At 69.4% G+C, this 18,710-nt stretch carries 16 protein-coding genes and 1 tRNA gene; 12 read left to right on the top strand and 5 right to left on the bottom strand.

The annotated features are described in order from the left end of the window. The first annotated feature begins 24 nt into the window (after window positions 1-24). Window positions 25-2,961: a UPF0182 family membrane protein gene (locus tag ACPYOG_RS00940; RefSeq protein ID WP_481292384.1), complete on the top strand. Its 2,937-nt coding sequence runs from the start codon at window positions 25-27 to the stop codon at window positions 2,959-2,961. A gap of 65 nt (window positions 2,962-3,026) precedes the next feature. Here ACPYOG_RS00940 and ACPYOG_RS00935 read toward each other — a convergent pair whose 3' ends face one another. After that, on the bottom strand, window positions 3,027-3,323 hold the full coding sequence (locus tag ACPYOG_RS00935) for a DUF2277 domain-containing protein (protein WP_481292383.1): 297 nt from the start codon (window positions 3,321-3,323) through the stop codon (window positions 3,027-3,029). A gap of 74 nt (window positions 3,324-3,397) precedes the next feature. Beyond that, window positions 3,398-4,912: an MDR family MFS transporter gene (locus tag ACPYOG_RS00930; RefSeq protein WP_481292382.1), complete on the bottom strand. Its 1,515-nt coding sequence runs from the start codon at window positions 4,910-4,912 to the stop codon at window positions 3,398-3,400. 119 nt (window positions 4,913-5,031) lie between these two features. On the opposite strand from ACPYOG_RS00930, the gene ACPYOG_RS00925 reads away from it, so the two are divergent. Both ACPYOG_RS00925 and ACPYOG_RS00920 read left to right on the top strand, forming a co-directional pair. Beyond that, on the top strand, window positions 5,032-5,706 hold the full coding sequence (locus tag ACPYOG_RS00925; protein ID WP_481292381.1) for a winged helix-turn-helix transcriptional regulator: 675 nt from the start codon (window positions 5,032-5,034) through the stop codon (window positions 5,704-5,706). Window positions 5,707-5,803: 97 nt separating this feature from the next. Further along, complete coding sequence (locus ACPYOG_RS00920; RefSeq protein ID WP_481292380.1) at window positions 5,804-6,994, top strand: ROK family transcriptional regulator; 1,191 nt, start codon at window positions 5,804-5,806, stop codon at window positions 6,992-6,994. A gap of 21 nt (window positions 6,995-7,015) precedes the next feature. Here ACPYOG_RS00920 and ACPYOG_RS00915 read toward each other — a convergent pair whose 3' ends face one another. Both ACPYOG_RS00915 and ACPYOG_RS00910 read right to left on the bottom strand, forming a co-directional pair. Beyond that, window positions 7,016-8,152, bottom strand: coding sequence for an ROK family transcriptional regulator (locus ACPYOG_RS00915; protein ID WP_481292379.1), 1,137 nt, complete (start codon window positions 8,150-8,152; stop codon window positions 7,016-7,018). Window positions 8,153-8,255: 103 nt separating this feature from the next. Beyond that, window positions 8,256-8,332 (bottom strand) — tRNA-Met (locus ACPYOG_RS00910). 119 nt (window positions 8,333-8,451) lie between these two features. On the opposite strand from ACPYOG_RS00910, the gene ACPYOG_RS00905 reads away from it, so the two are divergent. From ACPYOG_RS00905 to ACPYOG_RS00875, 7 genes are read left to right on the top strand one after another with little or no spacing between them, the layout of a single operon-like run. Then, a complete protein-coding gene (locus tag ACPYOG_RS00905) occupies window positions 8,452-9,534 on the top strand; it encodes a PIG-L deacetylase family protein (protein ID WP_481292378.1) in 1,083 nt (360 codons plus the stop codon). After that, complete coding sequence (locus tag ACPYOG_RS00900) at window positions 9,531-10,541, top strand: ATP-grasp domain-containing protein (RefSeq protein WP_481292377.1); 1,011 nt, start codon at window positions 9,531-9,533, stop codon at window positions 10,539-10,541. The genes ACPYOG_RS00905 and ACPYOG_RS00900 overlap by 4 nt, the downstream gene beginning before the upstream one ends. Beyond that, on the top strand, window positions 10,538-11,311 hold the full coding sequence (locus ACPYOG_RS00895; protein WP_481292376.1) for a PHP domain-containing protein: 774 nt from the start codon (window positions 10,538-10,540) through the stop codon (window positions 11,309-11,311). Before ACPYOG_RS00900 ends, ACPYOG_RS00895 begins: the two co-directional genes overlap by 4 nt. Further along, on the top strand, window positions 11,308-11,466 hold the full coding sequence (locus ACPYOG_RS00890; RefSeq protein ID WP_481292375.1) for a hypothetical protein: 159 nt from the start codon (window positions 11,308-11,310) through the stop codon (window positions 11,464-11,466). Before ACPYOG_RS00895 ends, ACPYOG_RS00890 begins: the two co-directional genes overlap by 4 nt. Then, complete coding sequence (locus tag ACPYOG_RS00885) at window positions 11,459-11,875, top strand: response regulator (RefSeq protein ID WP_481292374.1); 417 nt, start codon at window positions 11,459-11,461, stop codon at window positions 11,873-11,875. Before ACPYOG_RS00890 ends, ACPYOG_RS00885 begins: the two co-directional genes overlap by 8 nt. Then, window positions 11,872-13,650, top strand: coding sequence for a sensor histidine kinase (locus ACPYOG_RS00880; RefSeq protein WP_481292373.1), 1,779 nt, complete (start codon window positions 11,872-11,874; stop codon window positions 13,648-13,650). The genes ACPYOG_RS00885 and ACPYOG_RS00880 overlap by 4 nt, the downstream gene beginning before the upstream one ends. Then, the gene (locus tag ACPYOG_RS00875) at window positions 13,647-14,483 is read left to right on the top strand and encodes a carbon-nitrogen hydrolase family protein (protein ID WP_481292372.1); all 837 of its coding nucleotides are present in this window, start codon (window positions 13,647-13,649) and stop codon (window positions 14,481-14,483) included. Before ACPYOG_RS00880 ends, ACPYOG_RS00875 begins: the two co-directional genes overlap by 4 nt. A gap of 13 nt (window positions 14,484-14,496) precedes the next feature. On the opposite strand, the gene ACPYOG_RS00870 is transcribed toward ACPYOG_RS00875, so the two are convergent. Next, the gene (locus ACPYOG_RS00870; protein ID WP_481292371.1) at window positions 14,497-15,693 is read right to left on the bottom strand and encodes a pyridoxal phosphate-dependent aminotransferase; all 1,197 of its coding nucleotides are present in this window, start codon (window positions 15,691-15,693) and stop codon (window positions 14,497-14,499) included. Window positions 15,694-15,837: 144 nt separating this feature from the next. Between ACPYOG_RS00870 and ACPYOG_RS00865 the strand changes: the two genes are divergently transcribed. After that, window positions 15,838-17,517, top strand: coding sequence for a S1C family serine protease (locus tag ACPYOG_RS00865; RefSeq protein WP_481292370.1), 1,680 nt, complete (start codon window positions 15,838-15,840; stop codon window positions 17,515-17,517). Window positions 17,518-17,664: 147 nt separating this feature from the next. Then, window positions 17,665-18,708, top strand: a complete 1,044-nt coding sequence (locus ACPYOG_RS00860; RefSeq protein WP_481292369.1) for a glycosyltransferase family 2 protein — start codon at window positions 17,665-17,667, stop codon at window positions 18,706-18,708. Window positions 18,709-18,710: the final 2 nt, after the last annotated feature.

The raw sequence follows: 18,710 nt of genomic DNA, 5'->3' as shown, positions 1-18,710 counted from the left end.
CAGGCGAGACCAAGAGGGCCATACGTGAGTTCACCAGCTGCAGTCCGACCCGCAGGCCGCCGTCGCGCGGCCATCTGGATCACTCTCGGGGTGATCGTCGCGGTGGTCATCCTGTTCTTCGTGTTCGCCGGGCTCTACGCCGACGTCCTCTGGTACGACCAGATCGGCTTCCTCAACGTGCTGACCACCCAGTGGTTCGCCGGGATCGCGATGTTCTTCATCGGCTTCTTCGGGATGGCCGTGCCGGTGTGGCTGGCCATCCTGCTCGCGTACCGCCTGCGGCCGGTGTACGCCAAGCTCAACGCTCAGCTCGACCGCTATCAGCAGGTCATCGAACCGCTGCGCCGCCTGTCGATGTACGGCATCCCGATCGTGTTCGGCATCTTCGCCGGCGTCTCGACCGCGAGCCGGTGGGAGACGGCGGCGCTGTGGCTGAACGGCACCTCCTACGGCAAGACCGACCCGCTGTTCCACCTCGACATCGGCTTCTACCTGTTCGCGCTGCCGTTCTATCGCAGCGCGGTCGGCTTCGCGTCCGCCGTGGTCCTCATCGCGCTGCTCGCCACCCTCGCCACCTGCTATCTCTACGGCTCGATCCGGGTGACCGGGCGCGAGGTGCGCATCTCGCGCTCGGCGCGCGTCCAGGTCTCGATCGTCGCGGCCCTCTACCTGCTGCTGCAGGGCGTGAGCATCTGGCTCGACCGCTATGCGACCGTGACGGACTCCAACGTCAACGACATGATGAACGGCGCTGCGTACACCGACGTCAACGCGACCATTCCCGGGCGGGCGGTGCTCGCCGGCGCGGCCGTGATCGTCGCGCTGCTGTTCGTCGTGACCGCGTTCGTCGGCCGCTGGCGCTTCCCGGTCGTCGGAACGGCGATGCTCATCGTCGCCGCGCTCGTGGTCGGCGCCATCCTCCCGTGGGTGGTACAGCGCTTCCAGGTCGACCCCAGCCAGAAGACGCTCGAGACGCCCTATGTGCAGAAGGGCATCGACTTCACTCGCGAGGCTTACGGGCTGAGCGACATCGACACCATCCCGTACAACGCGAAGACCACGGCGGAGCAGGGCGCCCTGCGACAGGATGCGCAGACGACAGCGCAGATCCGCATCATCGACCCGGCGGTGATCAGCCCGTCGTTCCGTCAGCTGCAGCAGTTCCGGCAGTACTACGCCTACCCGGACAAGCTCAACGTCGACCGCTACGAGAAGAACGGCACCCAGCAGGATGCCGTGGTCGCGGTCCGCGAGCTGCAGCAGTCCGGCCTCGGCACCGGCACCGCGCGCAACTGGTTCAACGACACCGTGGTGTACACGCACGGCTACGGACTGGTCGCCGCCTACGGCAACCAGCGCTCGCCCGACGGCCAGCCGGTCTTCATGGAGTCCGGCATCCCGACCAGCGGGACGCTCGGCACCTATCAGCCGCGCATCTACTTCGGCGAGCAGTCGCCCACCTACTCGATCGTCGGGGCACCGAAGGGCACCAAGCCGGTCGAGCTCGACTACCCGGGCGGGACGAACGGCGCCCAGCAGACGTACACGACCTTCAGCGGCGACGGCGGTCCCAAGCTGGACAACGTCTTCAAGCGGCTGGTCTACGCGCTGAAGTTCCAGGACGAGCAGATCGTGCTCTCCGACGCCGTCAACAACGACTCGCAGATCCTCTACGACCGCGACCCCATCAAGCGCGTGCAGAAGGTCGCTCCGTACCTCACCCTCGACTCGCAGGCGTATCCCGCCGTCGTGGATGGACGCGTCAAGTGGATCGTCGACGGCTACACCACGAGCGACCAGTTCCCGTACTCGCATGTCGGGAGCCTGAGCGATGCGACCGCGGACAAGGACACCCCGAAGCCGGCCTACGCCTTCGACGACATCAACTACATCCGCAACTCGGTGAAGGCCACGGTCGACGCCTACGACGGCTCGGTCACGCTCTACGCGTGGGATGCCGGCGATCCGGTGCTCAAGACCTGGGAGAAGGTGTTCCCCGCGACCGTCAAGCCGGTGAGCGACATGAGCGCGCAGCTGATGAGCCACGTGCGCTACCCCTCCGACCTGTTCAAGGTGCAGCGCGCGGTGCTCGGGCAGTACCACGTCACCGACGCCGGCTCGTTCTACTCCCGAGAGGACGCCTGGACGACGCCCAACGACCCGACGTCGCCCTCGAGCAACCCGGCCCTGCAGCCGCCGTACTACCTGACGATGAAGATGCCCGGGCAGGATGCGCCCGCGTTCTCGCTGTACTCGACCTTCATCCCCCAGGGGACCAGCGAATCCAGTCGTTCGGTGCTCAAGGGCTATCTGGCCGTGGATGCCGACGCGGGCTCGACGAAGGGCAAGATCTCGTCCGGCTACGGCAAGCTCAGGCTCCTGCAGCTGCCGTCGAGCGACACCATCCCCGGTCCTGGGCAGATGCAGAACGCCTTCGACTCCGATCCGACCGTGTCGCAAGACCTGAACCTGCTGCGGCAGGGCAAGTCCGAGGTGATCAACGGCAACCTGCTCACCCTGCCTGTCGGGGGAGGCCTGCTCTACGTGCAGCCCGTGTACGTCCGGTCCTCGGGTGAGACCAGCTACCCGCTGCTGCAGAAGGTGCTGGTCGCGTTCGGCGACAAGATCGAGTTCGAGGACACGCTGGATCAGGCCCTGGATGCGCTCTTCGGCGGAGACTCGGGCGCTTCCGCCGGCGACAACAACGTCCCCTCGACAGGCACCGGCACGACGCAGCCGGGCGGCGGCAAGCAGACCGGGGGCGGCTCCACGACCGGCACGCCGTCTACCGGGAACAACGCCGCCCTGCAGCAGGCGCTGCAGCGGGCCAACCAGGCACTGTCGGACAGCCAGGCGGCTCTCAAGAGCGGCGACTTCGCGGCCTACGGCGAGGCGCAGAAGCGCCTCCAGCAGGCGATCGCGGACGCCCTCGCGGCGGAAGGCCAGCCGGCAGCCAAGTAGCAGGCACGTAGCAGCCACGTAGCAGGGAAGGCGGGTGACGCGTCGGTGACGACGTCACCCGTCTCTTACGCGGAGGCCGTGCGGATCCTGACCTCGCGCTCCATGCGCTTCTCGTGCCGCTGCCGGCCTTTGACCGCTTCGAGCTCGCGGCTCTTCGGCGGCGCGGTGGTCACCAGCTGATCGAGCATCCGCCGGGTGGCCTCGGCGATCTCCTCGATCGCCTGCTCGAACGCGGGCGTGTTCGCGCGGGAGGGACGGGTCGATCCGCTGACCTTGCGCACGAACTGAAGAGCGGCCTCCCGGACCTCGTCGTCGGTGGTGGGCGGTTCGAAGTTGTGGAGGCAGCGGATGTTGCGGCACATGCGCCGACGATAACCCGGATCACCGAGGGACGCATCCCCCGGTGATCCGGGTCAGGGTGGAGATCCGGGTGGGTTCACTGGACCGGCTGCTGGACCGGCTCCTCAGCGGCGGCGGGCTTGCGGACGAACAGCGCGAGCACGATCACGACGAGGGACAGGATGCCCCCGGCGAGGAAGGCGAGGTGCGATCCCTGGGCCGCCGCTGCCGCGGACGGCAGGTCGGGGTTCGGGTTGCCGGAGGCAGCGACGCCTGTCGCGTAGAGCGCCACGAAGATCGCGGTCCCTGCGGCTCCGGCGACCTGCTGCAGCGTGGCGATGGTCGCACTGCCGTGCGAGTACAGCTGCGGCGGGAGCGACCCGAGCGACGACGTGAAGGCGGGAGTGAACAGGAAGGCCAGGGACAGCATCAGGACGATGTGAGCACCCAGCAGCACCAGCCACGACGACCCCTCGCCGAGTCCGAACGCGAGAGTCCACAGGGAGGCGGCGAGGCCGATGGACCCCGGGATGACGAGCGGCCGCGGGCCGAAGCGGTCGTAGAGCCGTCCGACGGCCGGGCCGGCGAGTCCCATCAGCAGGCCGCCCGGCAGCAGGATCGCGCCCACCCAGAGCGGGTCGAGTCCCAGCGTGTACCGCGCGAACTGGGGCAGCACGATGAAGGCGCCGAAGAGCGACACCATCGCGGCCGTCATCATGGCGACGGAGACGGCGAAGTCGCGCGAGCGGAACGTCCGCAGGTCGAGCAGTGCCGAGTCGGTGCGCTGAAGCACGATCTGCCGCCACCCGAAGAAGCCGAGGGTCACCAGGCCGACGACGATCGGGATCCACGGCTGGAGAGCCGCTCCGCCCACCGCGGCGGCGCCGATCTGGCTGAGACCGAAGACCAGCGCGGAGAAGGCGAATGCGGCCAGGATCACCGACCTCGTGTCCAGGGGCACATTCCGCGTCTCCGAGACGTTGGGAACGCGGCGGACCCCGATGGCGAGCATGACGAGCGCGATCGGCAGCATCACCCAGAACAGTCCCTGCCACGGCAGCACCTGGATGAGGGCACCGGACACGATAGGACCGACGGCGGGCGCGACCGACATGACGATCGAGACGCGTCCCATGATCCGGCCGCGCTGCTCCGGCGGAACGATCGTCATCACCGTCGTCATCATCAGCGGCATCATGATCGCGGTTCCCACCGCCTGGATCACGCGCGCCGCCACCAGCAGCTCGAACACCGGCGACAGCGCTGCGATCAGTGTGCCCACCGCGAAGCTCGACATGGCGAGGGTGAACACCGTGCGGGTCCGGAGGCGCTGCATCAGCCAGCCGGTGATCGGGATGACGACCGCCATCGTGAGGGCGAAAGCGGTCGTCAGCCACTGGCCCTTGGTGGCGTCGATGTGCAGGGCCTCCTGGATGCGCGGAAGCGCGACGGCCATCATCGTCTCGTTGAGGAACACCACGAAGACAGCCGCGAGCAGCAGCCCCAGGGCGGTGCGGTTGCGGGCGGCGAGGCCGGAGGCGGCTGCTTCCACGCCGGCGGAGGCCGGTGCCGGTGCGGGCTGGGCATCGGGCGGGGCGATGGTGTCGGTCATGTCTCTCTCCTTGTCTGGCGACTGCTTGACGTACGGTGCGGGAGCTGCTGCAAAAAATGAAGTGCTACAGAAAATAAAGCACACTGCAATTAATCAAGTCAAGTGCTAAAGTGAGATTCATGACGAACCAGCACTACGGGCAGTTCTGCGGACTGGCGCGCGCCGCGGAGATCGTCGGGCAGCGCTGGACCCTCCTGATCCTGCGCGACCTCACCGTGGCACCGCAGCGCTACTCCGACCTCGTCACCGGCCTCGCGGGCATCCCGACGAACACCCTGGCCTCCCGGTTGAAAGACTTGGAGGAGGAGGGGCTCGTGGAGCGGGTGGCGCCCTCTGGTGCAGAGCGCTCGGTCACCTACCGCCTCACGCCGCGCGGCGAGGAACTCGGCCCGGCACTGGATGCGCTCTCGCGCTGGGGTGCGGGCGGGATGCGGACGCCGCGGGACGGCGAGATCGTCACCACCGCATCCATCGCATCAGCACTCCAGGTGGCCGCCGGCGATGGCGTCGTGCCCACGGACTGGAACCTCAGTTACACCGTGCGCGTGGGGGACGTCGAGACCCAGGTGGCGATGCGGGACGGAGCCATCACGGTCGCCCCGGGTCCTGCAGAGAAGCCCGACCTCGTCATCACGGCCGGGCCGCAGATCCGCGATGTGCTCGCGGGGGAGTTGGATGCTCAGACGGCGGTGGAGACCGGCGTCGTCCAGCTCGAGGGTGACGCATCCCTCTTCCAGCGCTTCGCCGATACGATGCGCGTCCCCTACAGTCCCAACGTCCCCGCGACGGTCTGACCGTCCTACCGGCTTCTCGCTGGGCATCCGCACATTCTCTCCGATCCGACGGGCGAAAAGCTTGCCCGAACTTTGATTGTCAGCTTTACTAACAAACATGGTGATCGAGCAGGGCAGACGTGACGCCGCCGACCGGGGCGCGCAACTCGACGGGGGACTGGTGCCCGGACGCGCGCTCCGCCCGCGTACCAAGGTGCTGCCCGAGCACGCCCGGGGGCACAACCGCTCGCTCGTCCTGCAGTCCCTGTATCGGTCGGGGCGGGTGAGCCGGGCTGACCTCGCACGCAGCACCGGACTCACGCGGGTGACCATCTCCGACCTGGTGGCCGAGCTCATCGCCGAAGGTCTCGTCGTCGAGCTGGGGCAGCGCGACGACGCCCGGCCCGGCAAGCCGGCGGTACTGCTCGACGTGGACCGGTCCGCCACCCAGATCATCGGCGTCGACCTCAGCGAGCATGCCGTCTTCCGCGGAGCGGTCTTGGACATCGACGGCCGCATCCTGGATGCGGTGGAGATCGAGCTCGCCGACAGTCGCGGGCCGCACGCCACGGAGAAGGTGCTGACGCTGGTCGATCGCCTCGTCGCGCTCGCCACGGCCCCGGTCCTCGGCATCGGCATCGGATCGCCGGGCATCGTGGATGCGGAGGGCACGGTCGCCGCCGCACCCAACCTCGGCTGGGCGGACGAGCCGCTGCAACGGCTCCTCGCGCAGCGGACCGGCCTGCCGGTGTTCGTGGCGAACGACGCGAACGTCGCGGTCCTCGCCGAGCACGGCTTCGCGGACGCCCAGGGCGACATGATGCTGGTCAAGGTCGGCCATGGCGTCGGTTCCGGCCTGCTGGTCGCAGGGGCCCTGGTCTTCGGCAGCCGGTTCGCCGCCGGCGAGATCGGCCAGGTCATCGTGGGTACGGATGAGGGGCCGGACGCCCCGTACGATCGCGAGCACAGCTTGGAGGCCTGGCTGGCCGTCCCCCGCCTGGAGCGGCGCCTGGCCGCCGCTGCGGCGGCCGGACGCCCTACCGAACAGGTGCTGCGCGAGGCGGGTCAGCGTCTCGGCGTGGCGCTCGCTCCGGTGGTCGGTGCGCTCAACCTTTCGGAGCTGGTGCTCGCCGGTCCCGAGGACCTCCTCGACGGCATGGTCCTGGAGGCCTTCCGCGAGACTCTCCGCAACCGCACGATGGCGGGATTCCACTCCGGCGTGACCGTACGGATGACCAGCCAGGGCCGGGACATCGTCCTGCGCGGCTGCGTCGTCATGGTCCTGTCGGCGCAGCTCGGCGTCTCCTGACCCAGCGGGAAACGATGGCGGTCACGGTGTCCAGGTGACGCCGAGGGCCGAGGCGAGGGCGTGTTGCGCCGCCCCGCGGAACGGATGGTCCTGGGACACCCGGGCGTAGCGGAAGCTGAGCGGCATCGCGGCGCGAACCGGACGCCGGGCGGCCTCCTCCCGCAGCCCGTCGATGAACGCGGGCCCCAGCCGCGGCGCCGCGCCGCCGAGAACGATGGTCGGCACGTCGAGCGCGGCTCCGACCAGCAGGAGTGCGCGGGCGAGCACGCGGGCGCCCTCCGCGATCCGTTCGCGTGACTCCGGCGCGTCGGCGAGGGCCGCGAGGTCGAACGCCTCCAGGTCGGCGCCGTGGGGGAGTCCGAGCATGCTCGTGACCGAGACCACGGCCTCCAGGCAGCCCCTGTTGCCGCACGGGCAGAGAGGAGCGTCCGGCCCGAACAGCACGGGTACGTGCCCGATCTCGCCGGCGCGATGCGCGGCGCCGCTCACGACGGCACCGTCCACCACGACGGCTGCTCCGACCCCGGTGCTCAGCGAGACGAAGAGCTGGTTCGCACCGAGGCCGGCGGAGGCGCCGGAGTCGGCGATCGCCTCGGCGTCGGCATCGTTGATCGGGTGGATGGGCGCCTCCACGATCCCGGCCAGCTCCCGCGCGAGGTCCACATCCCTCCATCCCAGCTGCACCGACTCCCGGATCAGCGCGCCGTCGACGATGCCGGGCACCTGGATGCCCACGGCGACGATGTGGGCGGTCGTGGCGGCCACGAGCGACTGGGTCACACGTCGGATCTCGTCCAGGGAGCCGGCTGCCGCCGGTCGTCGCGTCACCGTCAGCTCCTCGCCGAGGAGGTCGACGACCGCTCCGCGAACGAGGCCCGGTTGGACGATCAGCGACAGGAGGACGTGACTCTCGCGGGCGACGCGCAGGGTCGTGGCTCGTTTGCCGCCCGTGCTCTCCGCACGCTCGCCCTCGATGACCAGTCCGTCCGCGATGAGCCCGGCGAGCAGGGAGGAGACGGTCGCGCTCGTGAGGCCGGTCCGGCGGGCGATCCCGGCCCGGGTCGCCGTCCCCTTGCCCGAGAGCACGAGCTGCAGCGCCGTGGTCAGATTCCGCTCGCGGACGGCGGCCTGTGTCGCCTTGCCGTGCTCGTCTGCCACTGTGCTGCTCCCTGGGACCTGACCATGCGCCTTCGACACTAGTCAATCCGGGGACACAAAACAGGCCCGGACCGGGGATTTCTCCACCGAGTCCGGGCCTTCCTGGTTGCGGGGGCAGGATTTGAACCTACGACCTCTGGGTTATGAGCCCAGCGAGCTACCGAGCTGCTCCACCCCGCGGCACAAGAACAAACACTAGCACGGGATCCTGAGGTGCATGAAATCGCGAACACGGTCTCGGGCGCGTCGCGCCCCTGGACCGTGCGTCCTACTAGAGTCGATCCGAGATAGGGGATGCGATGGCGAGTGCCGTGACGAAGTACCGGGTTGTCGTGGTCGAGGACGACCCGGATGTGGCCTTCTTCATGAAGACCATCCTGGAGAAGCGGGCCGACGCCATCGCCCTGGCGGTCACGGATCCGTCGGTCGCTCTGGCCGAGATCGCCGCGTTCGAACCCGACCTCGTCATCACGGACATCGAGATGCCGGGAAAGTCCGGTCTCGAGCTGCTGACGGAGCTGCGCACCGAGTATCCCGGGATGCCGGTGGTCGTCATGACCGCCCATGTCTCGGTCGACTACGCGGTGTCGGCGCTCCGGGCGCAGGCGGACGAGTTCCTCACCAAGCCGGTGGCCTCGGCGGAGCTGGTGGCGATCGTGAACCGCCTGGCCGCCGAAGGGCGCGTGAAGCGTGCGGCCCAGCGGCAGCAGGTCGTGCTCGCGATCGGCGCGCATCCCGACGATGTGGAGATCGGCGTCGGCGGCATCCTCGCGGCTCACCGCGAGGCCGGCAACCAGGTGGTCATCCTCACGCTCTCGCGAGGCGCACGCGGCGGCGATGCCAACAACCGTCAGCATGAATCGCTCGCCTCGGCGGAGCTCCTGGGCGCACGGCTGTTCCTGGAGGACCTCGAGGACACGCACATCTCGGCGGCCGACCCGACCGTCGGGATCATCGAGCGCGTGGTCGCCGAGGTGCAGCCGGACATCGTCTACACCCACTCGTCGCACGACCGGCATCAGGACCATCGCGCCGTCCACGCCGCCACGAATGTCGCCACCCGCTCCGTCCGCACGGTCTGCTGCTTCCAGAGCCCGTCGGCCACGATCGACTTCCGCCCCACCCGGTTCGTCCCGATCGACGGGTTCACCGAGAGCAAGCTCCAACTCCTCGACTGCTTCCGGTCCCAGACCGAGCTGCGGACGTATCTGGAACCGGACTTCGTCCTCGCCACCGCGCGCTACTGGTCGCGGTTCGGAGGCGGCAAGAACTGCGAGCCGCTGGAGGTGATGCGGGACACCGCGGACATCTCGATCCCCGCATCCGCCCTTCCGGCCGAGGCACGGCCGGCCGCATACCGACAGAACAGGACCGCAGAATGACCGACTCCAGAACCCGCGTGCTGGTGACCGGCGCTGGCGGCCCTGCCGGCGTCGCCGTCATCCGTTCCCTGCTGGCTCGCGATGATGTCGACGTGTTCGCGGCCGACATGGACGGCTGGGCCAGCGGCCTGTATCTGGTCCCGGAGGACCGTCGCCGGATCGTTCCGGCCGGACGCTCCGACGGGTTCGTGGATGCGCTGATCGGGATGTGCCGCGACGACGCCATCCAGGTCCTGTTCTCCACCGTCGACGTCGAGCTCCCCGGGCTCGCGGCCCGCCGGACGGAGCTGGAGGCGGTCGGGACACGACTGGCCGCGCCGTCGCACGACACCCTGGTGACGTGCCTGGACAAGTTCGCGCTGGTCCAGCGGGTCGGCAGCCAGGCCGCCGTGCCCGAGACGCGGCTGCTGAACCGCGAAGGCGCCGGCGCCGACTGGACGTTCCCCGTCATCATCAAGCCGCGCAGCGGCGCAGGGTCGCGCGGCGTGCGCCTCATCGCGGACCGCGGTGAGCTGGAGGCGCTCGGGACGGACGAGAGCATCATCATCCAGGAGAATCTCCCGGGCGAGGAGTTCTCGGTGGATGTGCTGGCGGGCCTCGACGGCGAGGTCATCGCCGCGGTCCCGCGCTCCCGCGAGCGGGTGGACTCGGGGGTCTCGATCGCCGGACGCACCGTGCGCCGGCCCGAGCTCTCGGACACCGCCGCCGCCGTCGCGCGCGCCATCGGACTCACCGGTGTGGCGAACGTCCAGCTGCGGTACAGCACGGCCGGCATCCCAGCTCTGCTGGAGGTCAACCCGCGCTTCCCGGGCGCGATGCCGCTCACCATCGCGGCGGGCGTCGACATGCCGTCGCTGCTGCTGGATCTGGTCCTCGGCCGCCCCGTCCCTTCCGCTGTCGACTTCGCCGAGCTCGCCAACGTCCGCTTCCTGGAGGACGTCTTCCTCAGCCCCGCCGACGTGCTCGTCTCCGAGAACGCGGCGCACGCCGAGGGTTTCGAGGAGTGAGCGCGACGGGAGCCGACCGGCTCTCCTCCGTGCTGCGGGGCGACCACCACGTCCACTCCACCTTCTCGGACGACGCCCGAAGCACGCCGGCGGAGAACATCGCCGCCGCGTCCGCCGCGGGCCTCGAGACGGTACGCCTGACCGACCATGTGCGGGCGTCCACGACCTGGGTGCCCGAGTTCGTCGCGGCAGTGGCCGCCGAGCGCATCCCGGACGGGCTCACTGTCCTGACCGGCGTCGAGGCGAAGCTGCTGGATGCGGCAGGCTCGGTTGACACACCCGAGGGCTTGGTGGTCGGTCGCGGAGGTGTCGACGCTGTCGTCATCGGCGACCATCAGTTCCCCGGGGTCGACGGTCCCTGGTCGCCCACCCGGACACGCGAACGCCTGGCGGCGGGGCTCTCCGACGATGACGCGCTCGACCTGATGATCGAGGCGAGCATCCGGGCGATGGAGCGCACTCCGCACGCGCAGCTGGCGCACTGGTTCTCGATCCTGCCGAAGGTCGGACTCGATGAATCCCAGCTGGGCGCCCAGCGCCTGCTCGCCTGGGCCCAGGCCGCAGCCGCGACCGGCACGATCGTCGAGGTGAACGAGAAGTGGGACTGCCCGGGCCCAGAGGCCATCGCCGCTCTGCTGTCGGCGGGTGCGCGTATCGTTGCCTCCACGGACAGCCACGTCGCCGCCGACGTCGGGCGCTATGAGCGGGTTCCGGCGTTGCTCGAAGCCGGCGCCCGTACGGCGGCCGGAGAAACGGAGGAGGCACGATGAGCCCCGTCGAACCGCCGGACGCGCTGCGTGAGCGCATCGAGGACGAGCTGGAGCGGGACCGCCGCTGGGAGTTCCGGCTGCCCCTCTTCGGCGGCATCGCGATCCTGATCTGCGCGGCGATCGTCGTCGTCCGGGTGGTGTTCCTGCATGTCTGAACAGGCGGAGCGCACCCGGCGCGTGGTGATCGCGGACGACGACGACGACATCCGCGGCCTGATGACCATCGCGGCGAAGCGTGCCGGTGTAGAGATCGTCGCGGCCGTCGACAACGGCCACGCGGCGCTCGAAGCCGTTCGCGGTGGCGGTGTCGACCTGGTGGTCCTGGACATCTCGATGCCCGGGCTCAACGGAGTGGAGGTGGCCGAGGCGATGCGCGCCGATGAGCGCACGCAGTCCACGCTCATCCTCATGGTGTCGGCATCCGTGCAACTGCTCACCGACCACGGGGTGGTCGCCGACCGGGCGGACAGCTTCCTGGTGAAGCCCTTCAGCCCGCGGGCACTGTCCACCCGCATCCGGGAGATGCTGCAGCTGGATGCGCAGCGGGTGGAGGAGTCCGCATGACCCTCGACCGATGGCTCAGCCGCATCCCCATCGATTCCCCGTCGCCGTTCATGAAGCAGGTGCCGACCATCGTCGGCTTCGCGATCGCCGTCCTGATCGCCTTGGTACCGAACGAGATCCCGGTCAGCAATGGCCTGCTCTTCGTCATCGGAAGCGCTGTGGTCGTCGTGGCGTCGATCTCCTCCTTCGTCATTCCGTGGAACCGGTTCCACCCGCAGTGGGCGGTGCTCGTGCCGATCCTGTCGCTGCTGGCGATCGGGCTGCTCCGGATCGCGACCGGAGGATCCTCCTCGCCGTTCGGGGTGCTCATCCTGCTTCCGTTCGTCTGGATCGCGTCCGAAGAGGGACGGATCAACATCCTGATCTCCGCGATCGTGATCCTGCTCGTGCTGGTGACCCCGCTGCTCTTCAGCAGGCTCTCGCATTCAGGGGCGGATTTCGTCCGCGCCTTCTTCGCGCCGGTCATCTACTGCCTCGTCGCCGTCGTCATCAACGAGATCGCCCACCGGATGCGGACCCAGCTGGCCGCGGCGCGCGAGTCGAACGAGAAGCAGGAGACGCTCCTGTCCCAGGCGGTCACGGCCCAGGACGAGCTGGTGCTGAAGGAGGCGCGGCTCAAGACGGCCAACCGTCTCATCCAGAGCATCTGGAACGCCGTCACCGAGCAGTCCGTGATCGGCACCGACCTCGACGGCCTCATCGACGTCTGGAATCCGGGCGCAGAGAAGATGCTCGGCCTCACCGAGAAACAAGTTCTCGACGGCCATCACCATGTGACCGAATTCCACCTGCCGTCCGAGCTCGCGCAGCGGATCGAGGACATGGATGCGCGGTTCACCACCGTTGCCAGCAGCGACGAGTTCTCGGCGCTGGTGGACACGGTTCGCGCCGGCTCCGCCGACATCCGCGACTGGACCTACGTCCGCCCCGACGGCAAGCAGGTCGCCGTCCAGGTCGCGGCCACGCCACGACTCGACGAGAACGGCCACCGCGTCGGCTTCATCTTCGTCGCGACGGACATGACCCAGGCCCGCGAGTTCGCCCGGCTGAAGGACGAGTTCGTCGGACTCATCTCGCACGAGCTGCGCACGCCGCTCAGCTCGATCCTCGGCTATCTGGAGCTGATGCGCGACGACGAGGACGCTCCGTTGTCGGAGGAGCAGCTGCAGTACCTGAGCGTCGCAGAGCGCAACGCCCACCGGCTCCTCCGCCTCGTCGGCGACCTGCTGTTCACCGCGCAGGTGGAGTCCGGCCGCTTCCCCCTCGAGATCAAGGATGTTGAGCTCGACAGCGTCGTCTCCGCCTCCATCGAGTCCGCGCGGCCGATCGCCCGCAACGCCGGCGTGACCCTGGTGAGCGACGTGCCCGAGCAGCGTCTCGACGTGCGCGGCGACCCCGTGCGCCTGGGACAGGCGGTCGACAACCTCGTCTCCAACGCCCTCAAGTTCACCCCGGCCGGCGGGACCGTGACGGTATCCTTGCGGCCCGACGGCCCGCAGGCGGTGATCGCCGTGACCGACACCGGGATCGGGATTCCGGCGGTCGAGCTCGGCCGGCTCTCGCAGCGCTTCTTCCGCGCCTCCACGGCGACCCGCAATGCGGTTCCGGGCGTAGGCCTCGGCCTCACGATCACGAAGGCCATAGTGACCGCGCACGGCGGCCGCCTCGACATCGCCAGCGAGGAGGGCGTCGGCACCTCCATCAGCATCGTCCTGCCGGTGGAGACGCCTCAGCCGGTGAGCGAAGCGCTTCCGCAGGCGGAGCTGGCGCCGTGACCGACCGGCCGGCGGAGCTGACGATCGACGACCGCACGGTCGCCGTCGCTGTGGCGCAGTTCGCTCCCGGGGAGGACCGCATCCACAACCGGGATCTGGTGGCGGGACTGGTCGCGGTCGGCGCCTCCCGGGGTGCGCGGCTGGTGGTCCTCCCGGAGTACTCGTCGTACTTCACCGACCCGCTCGGGCCGTCGTTCGCCCGTAACGCCGAGACGCTCGACGGCGACTTCGTGACTGCGCTGGCCGCGACGGCGCAGGAGCATCAGGTCTTCGTCGTGGCCGGGCTCGTGGAGCGGACGGACGCACCGCACAAGTTCTCGAACACCCTGGTCGCGGTGGCGCCCTCCGGAGACGTCGTAGCGACGTACCGCAAGCAGCATCTGTACGACGCGTTCGGGGCGCAGGAGTCCGAGTGGGTCGTCCCGGGGGACCTGGACGAGCCGCAGACGTTCGAGGTGGACGGGATCGTCGTCGGGCTTCAGACCTGCTACGACCTGCGCTTCCCGGAGGTGACGCGCCGTCTCGCCGACGCAGGGGCCGACCTCGTGGCCGTGCCGGCCGAGTGGGTGCGCGGACCGCTGAAGGAGTTCCACTGGACCACTCTGTTGGCGGCCCGTGCGATCGAGAACACGCTGTACGTCGCGGCGGCCGACCATCCGCCGGCGATCGGCGTCGGCGCGAGCGCCATCGTCGACCCGATGGGCGTCACGATCGCCGGCCTCGCCGACACGACGGGCGTCGCGGTCGCCGAGATCTCGAGCGCCCGCGTGCGGTCCGTACGCGACCGGAATCCGGCGCTGCGCCTGCGCCGCTACCGCGTCACCCCCTTGTAGTCGGGAGCCGGCGTCAGCGGGGGAGCGCCGCCAGTCGCCGCGCCGCCTCCTCGAGCACGTCGATGCGCTTGCAGAAGGCGAACCGGACGAGGGATGCGGTGCGCGCGGCGTACTCGCCCCGGCTGAATGCGCCCAGCGGCACCGCCACCACGCCCGCGAGTTCGGGCAGCCTGCGGCACAGCTCGACCGCATCCGGGAAGCCGAGCGGCGCTGCATCCGCGACGACGAAGTACGTGCCGTCGGACGGGAACACGTCGAACCCCGCCGCCCGGAGACCGTCGGAGAGCACATCCCGCTTGTGGGCGAGGGCCTGCGCGATGCCCGTGAAGTAGGCGTCGGGGAGCCTCAGGCCGACGGCGATCGCGGGCTGGAACGGCGCGCCGTTGACGTAGGTCAGGAACTGCTTCACGGCCAGCACTGCCGTGACGAGCTCGGCTGGGGCTGTGAGCCAGCCGACCTTCCATCCCGTCGTGTTGAAGGTCTTGCCGCCGGAGGAGATCGACACGGTCCGCTCGCGGGCCCCCGCCAGCGTCTCGATCGGGATGTGCTCGGGCCCGAAGGTCAGGTGCTCGTAGACCGAGTCGGTGACGATGACCGCGTCGTGCCGCTCGGCGAGCTCCACGATCGCGGTCAGCGTCGCCCGGTCGAGCACCGAGCCGGTCGGATTGTGCGGTGTGTTGACGAGGATGACGCGGGTGCGATCGGTCACCGTCTCGCGCAGCCGGTCGAGATCGGGACGGAACCCGGGAGGCTCGAGGGAAACCGTCCTGTGCACTCCGCTGGCGAGGGAGATGATGGCGCCGTACTCGTCGTAGTACGGCTCGAAGGTGACGACCTCGTCGCCCGGCTCGAGCAGCGCGAGGAGGGTGGCCGCGATCGCTTCGGTGGCGCCTGCCGTGATCAGCACCTCCCGATCCGGGTCGACCTCCAGGCCGTAGAAGCGGCGCTGATGCTCGGTGACCGCCTGACGCAGCTGCGGGATGCCGGTGCCGGGCGGGTACTGATTCTCACCGTCCCGGATCGCCGCGACCGCGGCCTCGAGCACCTCGGCCGGTCCGTCCTCGTCGGGGAACCCCTGGCCGAGGTTGATGGCGCCCGTTCGCACGGCCAGTGCGCTCATCTCGGCGAAGATCGTCGGACGGACCGAGCCGTCGGCTCCGAGCAGTCCGGCGCCCGCTGCGGCGCGCCGCCAGCCACCTGAAATCGTCATGCATCCACGGTACGGCCTTACTCGCATCCAACCCATCGGATACGTTGTGGAGAGTCATCGAGACGCAGAAGGTGCCCCACAGCATCGGCAAATAGAACGCTCAGGTTCGCGTCACAAGCTGTCTGTGCTTGGAAGGAGCAAACCATGACCGACACCCCCAACACCCCGGAGCCCGCGAAGCCCGCGCACGACACCGACGCGGTCGTGGATGCTGCCGGTACCGAGCAGACTCCCGTCTCGCCGAACGCCGAGACGGCCCGTGCCGAGGGTTCGGAGACAGCCAACAGCGAGACGGACGCACAGCCGACCGCCGTGCAGCCGACGGTGCCTCAGCCGTCCGTTCCGGCGCAGCACACGCAGCCGACGCAGCCCGTCCACCCGCAGCCCTATGGCCAGCAGCAGCCGTACGGCCAGCAGCAGCCCTACGGGCAGCAGGGCCAGCCGGGTCAGCAGGGCCAGCCTGGTCAGCAGCCGCACTACGGCACGGGTGCCTTCGGCCAGCCCGCCGGCTACGGGCAGCAGGCCTACGCCGCCAACGGACACCAGCAGGGCTACGCCACGGCGCCCGGCGCCGCGCACCCGGGTGCGTCGACGACGTCCACCGGCAAGCCGGCCAAGCGCACGAACACCGGCCTGATCATCGCCACCCTCGCCATCGGCGCGCTGGTCGGCGGCGTCGCGGGAGCCGGAGCCGGCATCGGCATCTATGCCGCCACCGACGCGGGCAATGCGGCGATCAAGACCGTCGCCGGTCCCCAGAACATCACCGTCAACGACTCCAACAACGCCAGCACCGTGACCGCCGTCGCGGCGAAGGCCTCCCCGAGCGTCGTGACCATCTCGGTCAGCGCGTCGAGCTCCGGCGGCACCGGCTCGGGCATCGTCCTCACGTCCGACGGCTACGTCCTCACCAACACGCACGTCGTCACCCTCGACGGTCAGTCCTCCAACGTGAGCGTCTCGGTCACCGACAACAACGGCAAGATCTACACGGCCAAGATCATCGGAACCGACCCCACCACAGACCTCGCGGTGATCAAGCTGGACAACGCCTCCGGCATGACTCCGATGACCTGGGGCGACTCGAGCAAGCTCAACGTGGGCAGCACCACCGTCGCCATCGGCGCTCCGCTCGGGCTCTCCGGCACCGTCACCGACGGCATCGTCAGCGCACTGAACCGCAGCATCAGCATCGCCTCCTCCGCGGTGCCGAAGGACAACTCCAACAGCGGCGGCGGCAGCCAGAACCCGTTCAACTTCGACTTCCCCGGCCAGGGCGGTCAGCAGCAGCAGCAGCAGAGCACCGGCACGATCTCGCTTCCCGTGATCCAGACCGACGCCTCCATCAACCCGGGCAACTCGGGCGGCGCGCTGCTGAACAGCAAGGGCGAGCTGGTGGGCATCAACGTGGCGATCGCGAGCGCCGGCGGCTCGAGCTCGGACGGCTCGCAGTCGGGCAGCATCGGAGTCGGCTTCGCCATCCCGTCGGACCTCGCCAAGCGCATCTCCGACGAGATCATCAAGAGCGGATCGGCGACGCACGGCCTCCTGGGCGCCTCGGTCGGCGATGCGAGCAACGAGAACAAGGCGACGACCGTCGGTGCGGTCGTCAAGAGCGTGACCGCAGGCGGCGCGGCGGCCGATGCGGGACTGAAGGCCGGCGATGTCGTGGTGAACTTCAACAACACCCCGATCACGAACGCCACGGATCTGACCGCTCAGGTCCGCGCCGAGTCCGCGGGCGCGAAGGTCGACCTGACCTACATCCGGAGCGGCCAGACCAAGACCGCCACGGTCACGCTGGGCTCGCTTCCGGCCCAGTGATTCCGGATCAGTGACCCCGGGCCGGTAACCCGGCGCCAGCAGGAAGGGCCGCCCCGCGGGGCGGCCCTTCCTGCTGGCGGGGGCTCCCGGAATGCGTGGATGCCCGGCTGATAGGCTCGACGCCGACCCGCTACACCGAAGGATCAGATGCCGGACGACACCGTGAACACCCTCCCGGGTGTGTCGTACGTGATGCCCGTGCTCAACGAGGTGACCCACGTGCGGGCCGCTGTCGACAGTCTCCTGGCGCAGGACTACGCGGGGCCGCACGAAGTGACGATCGCCCTCGGGCCGAGCATCGACGGCACGACCGAGCTCGTGTCGGAGCTCGCTGCGCTCAATGACCGGATCCGGGTCGTGGACAACATCGTCGGCTCCACCCCGGCGGGCCTCAACCTGGCCATCCGGGAGTCGCAGTACCCCATCGTGATCCGGGTGGATGCGCACAGCGTCCTGCCGCCCGACTACGCACGGATCGCCGTCGAGACGATGCTCGAGACCGGCGCGGACAATGTCGGCGGACTGATGGATGCACAGGGCACGACGGACTTCGAGCGCGCCGTCGCGCGCGCCTACGGAAGTCGCGTCGGCCTGGGCGGCACGAAACTCCACGTCGGCGGGGAGGCGGGTCCGGCCGAGACCGTCTACCTCGGCGTGTTCCGTCGCGACCGGCTCCTCGAGGTCGGGCTCTTCGACGAGGAGATCAAGCGCGGCCAGGACTGGGAGCTCAACCGCCGGCTGCGCACCGCCGGGGGCACGGTGTGGTTCACCCCCCGGCTCAAAGTGACGTACCGCCCGCGGCCCAACCTCTACCGCCTGGCCCGGCAGTTCTTCTCGACCGGCATCTGGCGCGGCGAACTCGCCCGGCGCTTCCCGGCCTCCAACGGCCTGCGCTATTTCGCGCCGCCGGTCATGGTGCTCGGCGTGGCGATCGGGACGCTGCTCGGCGTCGCCGGCATCGTCCAGGCGCTCCTCGGCGGAGCACCCTGGCTGCTGTGGGGCTTCGCGATCCCGGCGCTCTATGTGGCGCTCGTCCTGGTCTCCGCCCTGCTGTGGGGTCGCCGCGACGGATTCCGTCCGTTCCTGTGGTTTCTCGTAGTCTTGCCGTGCATCCACTTCAGCTGGGGGATCGGCTTCATCCTCGGCTTCCTCTCGCTCACCCGCAATATCACCGCCCACACCGGAAGGTAGGC

This window comes from Leifsonia sp. HAY1-4F (assembly GCF_056755275.1).
Note: the sequence above shows the minus strand (reverse complement) of the source record. Positions and strands in the feature narration are given on the sequence as shown.

What these genes read in the sequence shown, in the direction of transcription:
- ACPYOG_RS00865 (WP_481292370.1), top strand. Translation starts at nt 15,838, where the DNA reads ATGACCGACACCCCCAACACCCCGGAGCCCGCGAAGCCCGCGCACGAC.
- ACPYOG_RS00930 (WP_481292382.1), bottom strand. Translation starts at nt 4,912, where the DNA reads ATGACCGACACCATCGCCCCGCCCGATGCCCAGCCCGCACCGGCACCG.
- ACPYOG_RS00880 (WP_481292373.1), top strand. Translation starts at nt 11,872, where the DNA reads ATGACCCTCGACCGATGGCTCAGCCGCATCCCCATCGATTCCCCGTCG.
- ACPYOG_RS00920 (WP_481292380.1), top strand. Translation starts at nt 5,804, where the DNA reads ATGGTGATCGAGCAGGGCAGACGTGACGCCGCCGACCGGGGCGCGCAA.
- ACPYOG_RS00925 (WP_481292381.1), top strand. Translation starts at nt 5,032, where the DNA reads ATGACGAACCAGCACTACGGGCAGTTCTGCGGACTGGCGCGCGCCGCG.
- ACPYOG_RS00885 (WP_481292374.1), top strand. Translation starts at nt 11,459, where the DNA reads ATGTCTGAACAGGCGGAGCGCACCCGGCGCGTGGTGATCGCGGACGAC.
- ACPYOG_RS00890 (WP_481292375.1), top strand. Translation starts at nt 11,308, where the DNA reads ATGAGCCCCGTCGAACCGCCGGACGCGCTGCGTGAGCGCATCGAGGAC.
- ACPYOG_RS00900 (WP_481292377.1), top strand. Translation starts at nt 9,531, where the DNA reads ATGACCGACTCCAGAACCCGCGTGCTGGTGACCGGCGCTGGCGGCCCT.
- ACPYOG_RS00870 (WP_481292371.1), bottom strand. Translation starts at nt 15,693, where the DNA reads ATGACGATTTCAGGTGGCTGGCGGCGCGCCGCAGCGGGCGCCGGACTG.
- ACPYOG_RS00905 (WP_481292378.1), top strand. Translation starts at nt 8,452, where the DNA reads ATGGCGAGTGCCGTGACGAAGTACCGGGTTGTCGTGGTCGAGGACGAC.
- ACPYOG_RS00860 (WP_481292369.1), top strand. Translation starts at nt 17,665, where the DNA reads ATGCCGGACGACACCGTGAACACCCTCCCGGGTGTGTCGTACGTGATG.
- ACPYOG_RS00935 (WP_481292383.1), bottom strand. Translation starts at nt 3,323, where the DNA reads ATGTGCCGCAACATCCGCTGCCTCCACAACTTCGAACCGCCCACCACC.